Source organism: Streptomyces sp. NRRL S-1022, from assembly GCF_000720135.1.
Lineage (GTDB): Bacteria > Actinomycetota > Actinomycetes > Streptomycetales > Streptomycetaceae > Streptomyces.
Genome location: NZ_JOIU01000013.1, coordinates 101,325 through 113,948, shown reverse-complemented (window position 1 = coordinate 113,948; position 12,624 = coordinate 101,325). Strand labels below are relative to the sequence as shown.

The following is a 12,624-nucleotide window of genomic DNA, read 5'->3' as shown; positions in this document are numbered from 1 at the left end:
CATTCGTATTCGACGGCTTCCCACACAGCCGCCACCTAGCGCTACAGCGGCCTGAGCGCCGGCTCCTTCTGGACCGCTCCCAGGAGCCGGTCGAGTGCCATCTCCACGTCTTCCTTCCAGGAGAGCGTGGACCGCAGCTCCAGCCGCAGCCGGGGGTGCGTGGGATGCTGGCGGACCGTCTTGAAGCCCACGGACAGGAGATGGTCGGCGGGCAGCAGACAGGCGGGCTCCTTCCAGCGGACGTCCCCGAACGCCTCGATCGCCTTGAAGCCCCGGCGCAGCAGATCCTTGGCAACCGCCTGCACCAGCACACGGCCCAGCCCCTGCCCCTGATAGCCGGGCATCACGAATGCCGTCATCAGCTGGACGGCGTCCGGCGACACCGGACTCGTGGGGAAGGCCGTCGAACGCGGGACGTAGGCCGGCGGAGCATAGAGGACGAATCCCGCTGGTACGTCATCGACGTACACCACCCGGCCGCACGACCCCCAGTCGAGCAGGACGGCGGAGATCCAGGCTTCCTTCTCCAGTGCGGCCGTGCCCGCCTTCACTGCCGCTTCGCCGCTGACAGGGTCGAGTTCCCAGAAGACGCACGAACGGCACCGATGGGGAACGTCCTGAAGGTTGTCCAGCGTAAGCGGCACGAGCCGACGCCCCATGAAGGCTGATCCTCGCTTCCTTGGCCCGCCGCATCGTGAGCGGCTGTCAGAGCGCTCCGTCGTCTGAGCAGGCTGCCGACGAATCCGCCGACGGCTCCCAAGCTCAGACCCGCGCTCACCAGTCCGGTGCGGCTCATCGATCGCATGGCCCCTGTCTCCCACTCACAGATGCAGATGCTGTCCGGTGGACGTGCCATACCTGATCGCATCGTATCCACGATGGGATGCACTCGATACCGCCCCACAGCAAAGAGCGGGCCGTGTCCGGTACACACCGGACACGGCCCGCTTTCACTGTCCCACCGGGCGGCACAGCCCGAGGATCAGTCGTGCGTCTCCTCGCCGTCGCCCTGGAGGCTCTTCTGGAGCGCCAGCTTCTCGCCCGGGGCGAGCGTGCTGAGGATCCGTTCGAGGTCGTCCGCGGAGGCGAACTCGACGGTGATCTTGCCCTTCTTCTGGCCGAGCTCGACCTTCACCCGCGTCTCGAAGCGGTCCGAGAGCCGCGTGGCCAGCTCGCTGAGCGCCGGCGAGGGCACGGAGCCGGCCCGGGGCCCCCGGGCGCGGGAGGCCTTCTGGGGCCGCGAGCCCATCAGGGTCACGATCTCTTCCACGGACCGCACCGACAGCCCCTCGGCGACGATCCGGTGAGCCAGCCGGTCCTGCTCCTCCGAGTCCTCGACGGCCAGCAGCGCCCGGGCATGGCCGGCCGAGAGCACACCGGCGGCCACCCGCTTCTGGACGGTCGGGGAGAGCCTCAGCAGCCTCAGGGTGTTGGAGACCTGCGGGCGGGAGCGCCCGATCCGGTCGGCCAGCTGGTCGTGCGTGCAGTTGAAGTCCTTCAGCAGCTGGTCGTAGGCAGCGGCCTCTTCGATCGGGTTCAGCTGCGCGCGGTGCAGGTTCTCCAGCAGCGCGTCCAGGAGAAGCTTCTCGTCGTCCGTGGCCCGGACAATGGCCGGAATGGCTTCCAGACCGGCCTCACGGCAGGCTCGCCAGCGACGCTCACCCATGATCAGCTCGTAGCGAGCGGGTCCGAGCTGCCGCACGACGACGGGCTGCAGGAGGCCGACCTCCTTGATGGAGGTGACCAGTTCCTGGAGCGCGTCCTCGTCGAAGATCTCACGCGGCTGGCGTGGATTGGGCGTGATGGCGTCGAGGGGGATCTCGGCGAAGTGGGCCCCCATCGGAGGCGCAGGCACCTCGGCGTCCGGGATCGCCGGAGCCGCCTCGGGCTCCTGGGCAACCGGCGGCAGCGTGGCCACCTTCGCGGCGGCCACTCCGCGGTCGGTCGTCAGCACCGGCACGGCTGCGGGGGAGGCGGAGACTCCGCCTCCCATCGCCGCCGGGGCCGGGGCCTTCTCGGTCGGGGCAGCGGGGATCAACGCGCCGAGACCACGGCCCAGACCCCTCCGTCGCTCGCTCACTGGATCCCCTCCACCATGCTCGGGTCTTTCTGGGCGCCGATATGGGCCTGGCTCGCGTCGTAGCTGATGCCGGTGCCCTTCAGCGCGATTTCTCGGGCCGCCTCAAGATACGAGAGGGCGCCGCTCGATCCTGGATCGTAAGTCAGCACCGTCTGCCCGTAACTCGGCGCCTCTGAGATACGGACCGAGCGAGGAATACTCGTCCGCAGCACCTCGTCACCGAAGTGGGTGCGCACCTCTTCCGCGACCTGGGACGCGAGGCGCGTCCGGCCGTCGTACATGGTGAGCAGGATGGTCGACACATGCAGGGTGGGGTTGAGGTGCCCCCGCACCAGGTCGACGTTCCGCAGGAGTTGTCCGAGCCCCTCCAGTGCGTAGTACTCGCACTGGATCGGGATGAGGACCTCGGCGCCCGCGACGAGCGCGTTGACCGTCAACAGGCCGAGCGAGGGCGGACAGTCGATGAGGATGTAGTCCAACGGCTGCTCGTACGCCTGGATGGCTCGCTGGAGCCGGCTCTCCCGCGCCACCAGGGACACCAGCTCGATCTCCGCACCGGCGAGATCGATGGTGGCGGGGGCGCAGAAGAGGCCTTCGACGTCCGAGACGGGCTGGACGACCTCGGCGAGAGGCTTGCTCTCCACCAACACGTCATAGATGGACGGCACGTCGGCGTGGTGGTCGATCCCCAGAGCCGTGGACGCGTTGCCCTGCGGGTCGAGGTCGATCACCAGGACACGGCCACCGTGCAGAGCCAGCGAAGCGGCAAGGTTGACGGTCGTCGTCGTCTTGCCGACGCCACCCTTCTGGTTGGCGACCACGATGATTCGGGTCTGCTCCGGTCGTGGCAGGCCTTCGCCGGCGCGGCCGAGAGCCTCCACCGCCAGTTGGGCCGCACGACCGATGGGAGTGTCGTCCATCGGAGGCGGTGTTTCACGTGAAACATCCGCCCCCGTCGACTCGGTACGGGGACCGGGGACCGGATCGGTCATCGGTCCCGCGATGTTGGCGTCGGACCGCAAGGATTCACTCTCCTCGACTTCAGGCTCGCAATGAACAGAGCCTCCCATGTCTTCGGGGTCGTGAACCAGTGAGGCCTGGCGATCTGTGGAGAAATCCACCTCTGTGGACAACTCCGTACCCCCGGAGGGGGGCGGAGCATCGGGGGAAGCGGGACCCTCTCGGAGGGCACCGAGAGGCTTCCGGTCGCGGGGTTCGGCCGCAGCGCGGCCACGACTGATGATGCCGTGCAGCAGTGAGCGACGTTTCACGTGAAACACGATGCACAGCCACTGCGACCGGACCTTCGCGACACTCCGGCTTGCGTAGGTTTGGCAGCTTGTGTGGAGTACGTCTCGTCGTCAGGACGGATCAGCGACGTTCATCACTTGATTCACCGACGACGGCGAGCGCGACCGGTACGGGCCGCCTTGGCGCGCTTCGCGGCGAACCGCACACCGCCCGGGCTCTCCCCGACCTCGACCCGCACCACCGTGGACAGCGGATCCACCACGCCCTCGCCCACATGGAGGACGGACGTCTCCACGGCACCGAGCTTGCTGAGGGCGGTGGCCGCCGCCTTCAGCTCCTCCTCGGCGGTGTCCCCCTTGAGCGCGAGCATCTCGCCGTACGGGCGCAGCAGCGGAATGCCCCAGGCGGCCAGACGGTCCAGCGGCGCCACGGCCCGGGCAGTCACCACATGGACCGGCGGCAGCTTGCCCAGGACTTCCTCGGCCCGGCCGCGCACCACGGTGACATGGTCCAGGCCGAGGAGTTCGACCACCTCGGTCAGGAAGTTGGTGCGCCGCAGCAGGGGCTCCAGCAGGGTGATGTTCAGGTCGTCGCGGACCAGGGCCAGCGGGATGCCCGGCAGCCCGGCACCGGAGCCGACATCGCATACCGTCACCCCCTCCGGCACCGCCTCGGAGAGCACCGCGCAGTTGAGCAGGTGCCGCTCCCACAGGCGGGGCACTTCCCGCGGGCCGATCAGGCCCCGCTGCACGCCCGCCTCGGCGAGCAGCTCCGCATAGCGGACCGCATCGGCGAAGCGATCACCAAACACTTCCCGCGCCTGCTCGGGCGCGGGGGGAAGCTCCGCTGCCTCCGTCACGGGGACCGTCCTTCCGTACAGCGCCGGCGCTTCGCGCACCGGCCACCAGAACTACCAGGCTGACAAAATTCGGCCCCGCCTGCTCAACAGACGGGGCCGGTGAAACGAGAGGACCGATCAGGCGGGCAGCACGACGACGAAGCGCTGCGGCTCCTCGCCCTCGGACTCGCTGCGCAGTCCCGCGGCCTTGACCGCGTCGTGCACGACCTTGCGCTCGAACGGGGTCATCGGCTTGAGCTTCACGGGCTCGCCGCTGCTCTTCACCTCGGCGGCGGCCTTGGCGCCCAGCTCGGACAGCTCGGAGCGCTTCTTGGCCCGGTACTCCGCGATGTCCAGCATCAGCCGGCTGCGGTCGCCGGTCTCCCGGTGCACCGCCAGGCGCGTCAGCTCCTGCAGCGCCTCCAGCACCTCGCCGTCCCGGCCGACCAGCTTCTGCAGATCGCGGCTGCCGGTGTCGCTGATGATCGACACGGAGGCCCGGTCGGCCTCGACGTCCATGTCGATGTCGCCGTCGAGGTCGGCGATGTCCAGCAGACCCTCCAGGTAGTCCGCCGCGATCTCACCCTCCTGCTCCAGGCGGGTGAGGGTGTCTGCACCCTCGGCAGCGGCGGAGGTGGTGCCTTCCGTCACGGGATGGGCTCCTTCTTACTTCTTGGACGGGGACTTGGGCCGCTGCGGTCCACCCTTGCGCTGGCCGGACTGGGCCTTGCTGCGGGTGCCCGAGCCGGGCTTCTGGGACTGCTTGGCATCGGCGGGCTTGGCGTCCTGCGGCTCGGACTTCTCCAGCGACAGGGCGTCCTCCGCCTGCTTGGCCGCACCGGACTGGCGCTGGGACTTGGACTGACGCTTGGGCTGCTGACGCCGGACGGCGGTGGCCGTGGCGGTGCCGGCGACCGCGCCCTCCTCGGTCTGGGCCGCAGCCTGGGTCGCGCTGTGGGCCACCGAGCCGTCGGCCTGGGCGGCGAGACCGGCCTTGTTGAGCGCGTTGATGAACTTGCGCTCGAACTCGTTGCGGTCGCGGCCCTTGGCGACGATCGCCTTGACGATGACCTTCTCGCTGCGCCGGCGGACCTTGCCGTGCTGCGTGACGTGCTTGGTCAGGCGCTCCAGGTAGGCGGCCTGGGCCTTGGAACCCGGGGTCGGGTTGTTGTGGATGACGTACATCTGCTGGCCCATGGTCCACACGTTGGTGGTCAGCCAGTAGACGAGGACACCGACCGGGAAGTTGATGCCGAAGACGGCGAACATGACCGGGAAGACGTACATCAGCATCTTCTGCTGCTGCATAAACGGCGTCTTGACCGTCGTGTCGACGTTCTTCGTCATCAGCTGGCGCTGCGTGTAGAACTGCGAGAACGACATCATGACGATCATGACCGCGGTCACGACACGGACGTCGGTCAGCGTGGCGCCCAGCGCCGCGACCTTGTCCGAGCTGTCCATGAACTTCGCGGCGAGCGGGGCACCGAAGATGTGCGCCTTACGGGCGCTGGCGAGCAGCGGCTCGTTGATGACGCCGATGGTCTTGCCCGTCGCGATGCCGTTGAGCACGTGGTACAGGGCGAAGAAGAACGGGGACTGCGCCAGGATGGGAAGGCACGAGGAGAGCGGGTTGGTACCCGTCTCCTTGTACAGCTTCATCATCTCTTCGGACTGGCGCTGCCGGTCGTTCTTGTAGCGCTCCTGGATCTTCTTCATCTCCGGCTGGAGCGTCTGCATCGCGCGCGTCGACTTGATCTGCTTCACGAAGAGCGGGATCAGGCAGATGCGGATCAGAATCACCAGGGACACGATGGACAGGCCCCAGGCCCATCCGGTGTTCGGGCCGAAGATCGCGCCGTACACCTTGTGGAACTGGACGATGACCCAGGAGACGGGTGTCGTGATGAAGCTGAAGAGGCTGGCAATCGTGTCCACTAATCATGCTCCTTGGGCATGGGACGAGGTCTCTGCGGCCGGGCTCGAAGGAGACTCGGGAACAAGCTTCGCTTCGGTGGCCGGTTCGGCGGCGGAGGGCCCCGCCTTGCGTGCGCGCCACGCGTTGCGCAGCATTTCGTGCCACCGCGGGCGCTTACGCGGCGGAACATGGTCCACCCCGCCGAGCGACCACGGATTGCACCGGAGGATGCGCCAGGCGGTGAGTGCCGTTCCCTTGATCGCACCGTGCCGGTCGATGGCCGTGTAGCCGTAGTGGGAGCACGACGGGTAGTACTTGCACACCGGCCCGAGCAGCGGACTGATCGTCCACTGGTACAGCTTGATCAGAGCCAGCAGCGGGTACTTCATCGCGCGCCCCCTCCCAGCAGCCGCTGTAGGGCGGCATCCAGGTCTCGGGCCAGCTGTGCGTGGTCTGCGTCGCCCGCTCCGGGCAGCGCTCGTACGACTACCAGGCTACCGGGGGGGAACAGGGCGACTCGGTCACGCATCAGATGGCGCAGTCTGCGCTTCACTGTGTTGCGCACGACCGCGCCACCCACGGCCTTGCTCACGACGAAACCCGCACGCGTCGGGGGAGCGCTCTCCCCAGGCGCGTGCGGGTCCGTGGCACCGCTACGAAGGTGGACGACGAGGGTCGGGCGTCCGGCCCGACGACCTCGTCGTACCGCGGTCGCGAAGTCCTCGCGCCGCCTCAGCCGGTTCTCGGTGGGCAGCACGACGTCATGACCTGATCGGGATCAGGCGGACAGGCGGGCGCGACCCTTGCTACGGCGGGACGCGAGGATCGCGCGGCCGGCACGGGTGCGCATACGCAGCCGGAAGCCGTGGGTCTTCGCGCGACGACGGTTGTTCGGCTGGAAGGTGCGCTTGCTCACTCGGGGGCTCCAGAAGAAATCGGTAGTGGCGGGGTGCCGTCCTGGCTGTCACCGTGCGCCCACGAGTAGCTCGCGTCACGCCCGAGTGCACCGCTTCCCGATCACCTGAAGCGATCTGTGCCCATCGGAGGCAGGCGGCAGCAGCCATCGACAACTCGACCTGGTTACGGTACGCGGGGCTGCGCCATTCGGTCAAACCGGGGTCGGCGGGAGACACTGTCCACAGGCTGGGGACAACAACTTGAACCGTACCCGCCGCGCTGACTACCGTGGCTGAACTCCGAATCGTTCCCTTGTCCCCACCCGAGCGGGACCGCCCCGACCACCCATCCGGATTCCATCCCGACCCGTCCCCGGACCACACGTTCGTGGGACTCGTGAGAGAGCGTGCCCTGTGGCTGACGTACCTGCCGATCTTGCCGCAGTGTGGCCACGAGTACTGGAGCAGCTCCTCGGCGAGGGCCGCGGACAGGGTGTGGAGGCGAAGGACGAGCACTGGATCCGGCGCTGCCAGCCACTAGCGCTGGTCGCGGACACCGCCCTGCTCGCCGTACCGAACGAATTCGCGAAGGGCGTCCTGGAGGGCCGTCTCGCGCCGGTCGTCAGCGAGACCCTGAGCCGGGAGTGCGGCCGCCCCATCCGGATCGCGATCACCGTGGACGACTCGGCGGGCGAACCGCCGGCGCCCGCGGCACCTGCCGCCCCGCAGGGCCCGAAGCCGCGCTACGAGGAGCCGGAGCTGCCCTCCGGACCGTACGAGGGCTACGGCCGCCACCGCGGCGCCGAGCAGCTGCCGGGCACCGAGCCGCGCACCGAGCACCCCCCGGCCCGTCCGGACCAGCTCCCGACCGTGCGTCCGGCCTACCCGTCCGAGTACCACCGCCCCGAGCCCGGCGCCTGGCCGCGCCCCGGCCAGGACGACTACGGCTGGCAGCAGCCCCGGCTCGGCTTCCCCGAGCGGGACCCGTACGCCTCGCCCTCGTCCCAGGACGGCTACGGCCAGGGCGCCGACGCGTACGGCTCGCCGGCCCAGGACTACCGCCCGCAGGGCATGGACCGGCCGCCGTACGAGCAGCAGCGCGGCGAGTACGACGGCCCGCGCGCGGAGTACGAACCCTCCCGCCCCGACTACGACACCGGGCGCGGGGAGTACGACCCGTCCCGGACCGAGTACGACCAGCGGGACCCGGTCCGCCGTGAGCTGCCCGAACCGCCGGCGCGCCGCGGCGGCCCCGGCCGTCCCGACGGGCCCCCCACGGGTGCCCCCGGTCCGCTGGCCGCGCAGCCGGCACCGGCGAGCGGCCCCGGCGAGCCGACCGCGCGCCTGAACCCGAAGTACCTCTTCGACACGTTCGTCATCGGCGCCTCCAACCGCTTCGCGCACGCGGCGGCGGTCGCGGTCGCCGAGGCCCCCGCGAAGGCGTACAACCCCCTGTTCATCTACGGGGAGTCGGGACTCGGCAAGACCCACCTGCTGCACGCGATCGGGCACTACGCGCGCAGCCTCTACCCGGGCACGCGTGTGCGGTACGTCAGCTCGGAGGAGTTCACCAACGAGTTCATCAACTCCATCCGCGACGGCAAGGGCGACAGCTTCCGCAAGCGCTACCGCGAGATGGACATCCTGCTCGTCGACGACATCCAGTTCCTGGCGGACAAGGAGTCGACGCAGGAGGAGTTCTTCCACACCTTCAACACGCTCCACAACGCCAACAAGCAGATCGTGCTCTCCAGTGACCGGCCGCCCAAGCAGCTGGTCACGCTGGAAGACCGGCTGCGGAACCGTTTCGAGTGGGGCCTGATCACCGACGTCCAGCCGCCGGAGCTGGAGACGCGGATCGCGATCCTGCGCAAGAAGGCGGTCCAGGAGCAGCTCAACGCCCCGCCGGAGGTGCTGGAGTTCATCGCCTCCCGGATCTCGCGGAACATCCGTGAGCTGGAGGGCGCGCTGATCCGGGTGACGGCGTTCGCCTCGCTCAACCGGCAGCCGGTGGACCTGGGCCTGACCGAGATCGTCCTGAAGGACCTGATCCCCGGCGGCGAGGACTCGACGCCGGAGATCACGGCGACGGCGATCATGGCGGCGACGGCGGACTACTTCGGGCTCACGGTCGAGGACCTGTGCGGCAGCTCGCGCGGCCGCCAGCTGGTCACGGCCCGGCAGATCGCGATGTACCTGTGCCGGGAGCTGACGGACCTGTCGCTGCCGAAGATCGGCGCGCAGTTCGGCGGCCGTGACCACACGACCGTCATGCACGCCGACCGCAAGATCCGCGCGCTGATGGCCGAGCGGCGCTCGATCTACAACCAGGTCACCGAGCTGACCAACCGCATCAAGAACGGCTGACACGGGCCGTATGGCGGCGCCGAGGGCGCCCTGGGGACACGTCTCCCCGGGGCGCCCTTTGCGTGGGCCGGGCGCCGGAGCGATCGCCGGGGCCCCGGCGAGGAGCGGTGGGCACCGGCGGCGAGCGGGGACCGGTGGGCGCCGGAGCGAGGACTGGTGGGCTCGGCGAGGGCCGGCGGGGACCGGGGACCAGTGGGCGTCGGCGAGGACCGGAGGGCATCGGCGAGAACCCTGTTTCCGGGTCCTGCGGCCGGGTCTCGCGGGCCGGGGAGCGTCCTTCGCCCGTCATCCGGTGTTCGATTAATTGCCTGGTTACGGCCACTCTCCACAGATTCGGTGACTTTCTTCCGTCCACATCCTGGGGACTGCGGAGTTGTCCCGAACTGTGTCCACAGGGAAGCTGGTCCCTCGGCTTCCACCCAGCTCAGAGGCCTGTGGAATCGTGGACGAACGATCTCCACAGGCTGTGGACAACTCCGGGATCCACAGCCTGTGCACGGAGTTGTCCACCGGCCGCCCACAGGCTGAGGACGGTTGTCCCCAGTGATCCCCAGCTTCTCCACAGCGCTGTCCACTGTTCGGCAACGCGGCGCACCCCGTCACCGCGTCGAGTGAAAGGCGTCACAGGAAGCTGCCGGGTTGGGGTGTGGGTAACGTGGGTATTCCTGGGGACACAGCTGGGGAGAACTGCCCTCAACCTGTGGGCGGTGTGTGCAGAACTTTCCGTTCTCCACAGACCACCCCAGTTGTCCACCGCCTCCACCCACAGGCCCGGTGGATAAAAAACCTGTGCTGAGCTGGGCAAACGTGGTTATCCACGGTATCCACAGGCCCTACTACTACTCCCAACTAGAGAGAGCTCGGCAATCGCTTTGAAGCGGGGGCTGTGCACAACTCGCCGTCTCGTGCCCGGCTGCCCCTCGGACCGACTTGACCCCGACCGGCACCTACTGTCAGTGGGGTGCGTCAGACTGGTCCCCGGTGTCCTTCCCGCCGCAGTGGGCGGTGACACCGAGTCGGAGGACTCAGTAGCAACAGCAGGAGGCGGCTTACGGTGAAGATCCGGGTGGAACGCGACGTACTCGCGGAGGCAGTGGCGTGGGCGGCACGCAGCCTCCCGGCCCGTCCGCCGGCGCCTGTCCTCGCCGGCCTGCTGCTGAAGGCCGAGGACGGCCAGCTGAGCCTGTCGGGCTTCGACTACGAGGTCTCCGCCCGGGTCAACGTCGAGGCGGAGGTCGAGGAGGAGGGCACGGTCCTCGTCTCCGGCCGCCTGCTCGCCGACATCTCCCGCGCGCTCCCCAACCGGCCGGTGGAGATTTCCACAGACGGTGTACGGGCGACCGTGGTCTGTGGATCGTCCCGGTTCACCCTGCACACCCTGCCGGTGGAGGAGTACCCGGCGCTGCCGCAGATGCCGAACGCGACCGGCACCGTCCCCGGCGAGGTCTTCGCCGCCGCCGTCTCCCAGGTGGCCATCGCGGCCGGCCGTGACGACACCCTCCCGGTGCTCACCGGTGTGCGCATCGAGATCGAGGGCGACACGGTCACCCTGGCCTCCACCGACCGCTACCGCTTCGCGGTCCGCGAGTTCCTGTGGAAGCCGGAGAACCCGGACGCCTCCGCCGTCGCCCTGGTCCCCGCCAAGACGCTCCTGGACACCGCGAAGTCGCTGGGCGCGGGCGACAGCGTCACGCTGGCGCTGTCGGGCTCCGGTGCCGGTGAGGGCCTGATCGGTTTCGAGGGTGCGGGCCGCCGTACGACCACGCGGCTGCTCGAGGGCGACCTGCCGAAGTACCGGACGCTGTTCCCGACCGAGTTCAACTCCGTCGCGGTGATCGAGACCGCGCCGTTCGTCGAGGCCGTCAAGCGTGTGGCGCTGGTGGCCGAGCGGAACACGCCGGTGCGGCTGAGCTTCGAGCAGGGTGTGCTGATCCTGGAGGCCGGGTCGAGCGACGACGCACAGGCTGTGGAAAGGGTCGACGCGCAGCTGGAGGGCGACGACATCTCGATCGCCTTCAACCCGACGTTCCTGCTGGACGGTCTGAGCGCGATCGACTCCCCGGTGGCCCAGCTGTCGTTCACCACGTCCACCAAGCCGGCGCTGCTGAGCGGCAAGCCCGCGCTGGATGCCGAGGCCGACGACGCGTACAAGTACCTGATCATGCCGGTGCGGCTCAGCGGCTGACCGTCGTCCACAGCTGTGCACGGTGCCGGGGGCTCCCGTGGGTACCCGGCACCGTGGCCAGGCGTGTGGGTGCCCTGGATCTCCGCAGGTGAGCGCGTATGCCCACAACTGTGCGGGAGTGCCCCGGTCTAGGCTCGGCTCGGCACGAAGGTGCCCCACACGCCACACAGCGACCTAAGGAACACAACTGATGGAGCTCGGTCTCGTCGGCCTCGGCAAGATGGGCGGCAACATGCGCGAGCGGATCCGCCGCGCGGGCCACACCGTCGTCGGATACGACCGCAACGCGGATGTCGCGGATGTCCACAGCCTGGAAGAGCTTGTGGGCAAGCTCAGCGGCCCGCGCGTGGTCTGGGTGATGGTCCCGGCCGGTGAGGCCACCCAGTCGACCATCGACCGGCTCGGCGAGCTGCTGGAGCCCGGTGACGTGGTCGTGGACGGCGGGAACTCCCGCTGGACGGACGACGAGCGGCACGCCGGGGAACTGGCCGCCAAGGGCATAGGCTTCGTCGACTGCGGCGTCTCCGGCGGCGTCTGGGGCCTGGAGAACGGGTACGCGCTGATGTACGGCGGCGACGCCGAGCACGTCGCCAGGGTGCAGCCGGTCTTCGACGCGCTGAAGCCGGAGGGCGACTTCGGTGCGGTGCACGCGGGCAAGGTCGGTGCCGGCCACTTCGCGAAGATGGTCCACAACGGCATCGAGTACGCCATGATGCAGGCCTACGCCGAGGGCTGGGAGCTGCTGGAGAAGGTCGACTCCGTCACGGACGTCCGCGAGGTGTTCCGGTCCTGGCAGGAGGGCACGGTCATCCGGTCCTGGCTGCTGGACCTCGCGGTGAGCGCCCTCGACGAGGACGAGCACCTGGAGGGCCTGCGCGGTTACGCACAGGACTCCGGTGAGGGACGCTGGACCGTGGAGGCCGCCATCGACAACGCGGTGCCGCTGCCGGCGATCACCGCGTCGCTGTTCGCGCGGTTCGCCTCCCGGCAGGAGGACTCGCCGCAGATGAAGATGATCGCCGCGCTGCGCAACCAGTTCGGCGGCCACGCCGTAGAGAAGAAGTAGGCCGCGGCAGCAGGCCGGAGACA

At 69.1% G+C, this 12,624-nt stretch carries 12 protein-coding genes; 3 read left to right on the top strand and 9 right to left on the bottom strand.

Going from position 1 to position 12,624, the window contains the following annotated elements; all coding sequences use genetic code 11:
- Positions 1-41 precede the first annotated feature (41 nt).
- The 9 genes from IG05_RS0119935 to rpmH form a co-directional block, all read right to left on the bottom strand.
- On the bottom strand, positions 42-659 hold the full coding sequence (locus tag IG05_RS0119935) for a GNAT family N-acetyltransferase (RefSeq protein ID WP_030344372.1): 618 nt from the start codon (positions 657-659) through the stop codon (positions 42-44).
- A gap of 323 nt (positions 660-982) precedes the next feature.
- On the bottom strand, positions 983-2,080 hold the full coding sequence (locus IG05_RS0119930) for a ParB/RepB/Spo0J family partition protein (RefSeq protein WP_030344370.1): 1,098 nt from the start codon (positions 2,078-2,080) through the stop codon (positions 983-985).
- Complete coding sequence (locus IG05_RS0119925; protein ID WP_078894346.1) at positions 2,077-3,150, bottom strand: ParA family protein; 1,074 nt, start codon at positions 3,148-3,150, stop codon at positions 2,077-2,079. The genes IG05_RS0119930 and IG05_RS0119925 overlap by 4 nt, the downstream gene beginning before the upstream one ends.
- A gap of 323 nt (positions 3,151-3,473) precedes the next feature.
- Positions 3,474-4,190 (bottom strand): 16S rRNA (guanine(527)-N(7))-methyltransferase RsmG, encoded by a 717-nt coding sequence (gene rsmG, locus IG05_RS0119920; protein WP_030344367.1) that lies wholly within the window; start codon positions 4,188-4,190, stop codon positions 3,474-3,476.
- Positions 4,191-4,307: 117 nt separating this feature from the next.
- Positions 4,308-4,820: a protein jag gene (locus tag IG05_RS0119915; RefSeq protein WP_030344365.1), complete on the bottom strand. Its 513-nt coding sequence runs from the start codon at positions 4,818-4,820 to the stop codon at positions 4,308-4,310.
- Between the two features lie 15 nt (positions 4,821-4,835).
- Positions 4,836-6,107, bottom strand: coding sequence for a membrane protein insertase YidC (gene yidC, locus IG05_RS0119910; protein WP_030344364.1), 1,272 nt, complete (start codon positions 6,105-6,107; stop codon positions 4,836-4,838).
- A gap of 3 nt (positions 6,108-6,110) precedes the next feature.
- Positions 6,111-6,476, bottom strand: a complete 366-nt coding sequence (yidD, locus tag IG05_RS0119905; protein ID WP_030344362.1) for a membrane protein insertion efficiency factor YidD — start codon at positions 6,474-6,476, stop codon at positions 6,111-6,113.
- The gene (gene rnpA / locus IG05_RS45470) at positions 6,473-6,844 is read right to left on the bottom strand and encodes a ribonuclease P protein component (protein WP_078611778.1); all 372 of its coding nucleotides are present in this window, start codon (positions 6,842-6,844) and stop codon (positions 6,473-6,475) included. The genes yidD and rnpA overlap by 4 nt, the downstream gene beginning before the upstream one ends.
- A 21-nt stretch (positions 6,845-6,865) precedes the next feature.
- A complete protein-coding gene (rpmH, locus tag IG05_RS0119895; RefSeq protein ID WP_003956500.1) occupies positions 6,866-7,003 on the bottom strand; it encodes a 50S ribosomal protein L34 in 138 nt (45 codons plus the stop codon).
- 394 nt (positions 7,004-7,397) lie between these two features.
- Here rpmH and dnaA point away from each other — a divergent pair, with 394 nt between their 5' ends.
- The 3 genes from dnaA (at position 7,398) to gnd (ending at position 12,601) form a co-directional block, all read left to right on the top strand.
- Positions 7,398-9,350: a chromosomal replication initiator protein DnaA gene (gene dnaA / locus IG05_RS0119890; RefSeq protein ID WP_078894336.1), complete on the top strand. Its 1,953-nt coding sequence runs from the start codon at positions 7,398-7,400 to the stop codon at positions 9,348-9,350.
- A 1,054-nt stretch (positions 9,351-10,404) separates the two neighbouring features.
- Complete coding sequence (gene dnaN, locus IG05_RS0119885; RefSeq protein ID WP_030344357.1) at positions 10,405-11,535, top strand: DNA polymerase III subunit beta; 1,131 nt, start codon at positions 10,405-10,407, stop codon at positions 11,533-11,535.
- A 190-nt stretch (positions 11,536-11,725) separates the two neighbouring features.
- Positions 11,726-12,601: a phosphogluconate dehydrogenase (NAD(+)-dependent, decarboxylating) gene (gnd, locus tag IG05_RS0119880; RefSeq protein ID WP_030344355.1), complete on the top strand. Its 876-nt coding sequence runs from the start codon at positions 11,726-11,728 to the stop codon at positions 12,599-12,601.
- The last annotated feature ends 23 nt before the right edge of the window (positions 12,602-12,624 follow it).

What these genes read in the sequence shown, in the direction of transcription:
- yidD (WP_030344362.1), bottom strand. Translation starts at nt 6,476, where the DNA reads ATGAAGTACCCGCTGCTGGCTCTGATCAAGCTGTACCAGTGGACGATC.
- IG05_RS0119935 (WP_030344372.1), bottom strand. Translation starts at nt 659, where the DNA reads ATGGGGCGTCGGCTCGTGCCGCTTACGCTGGACAACCTTCAGGACGTT.
- IG05_RS0119925 (WP_078894346.1), bottom strand. Translation starts at nt 3,150, where the DNA reads ATGGGAGGCTCTGTTCATTGCGAGCCTGAAGTCGAGGAGAGTGAATCC.
- gnd (WP_030344355.1), top strand. Translation starts at nt 11,726, where the DNA reads ATGGAGCTCGGTCTCGTCGGCCTCGGCAAGATGGGCGGCAACATGCGC.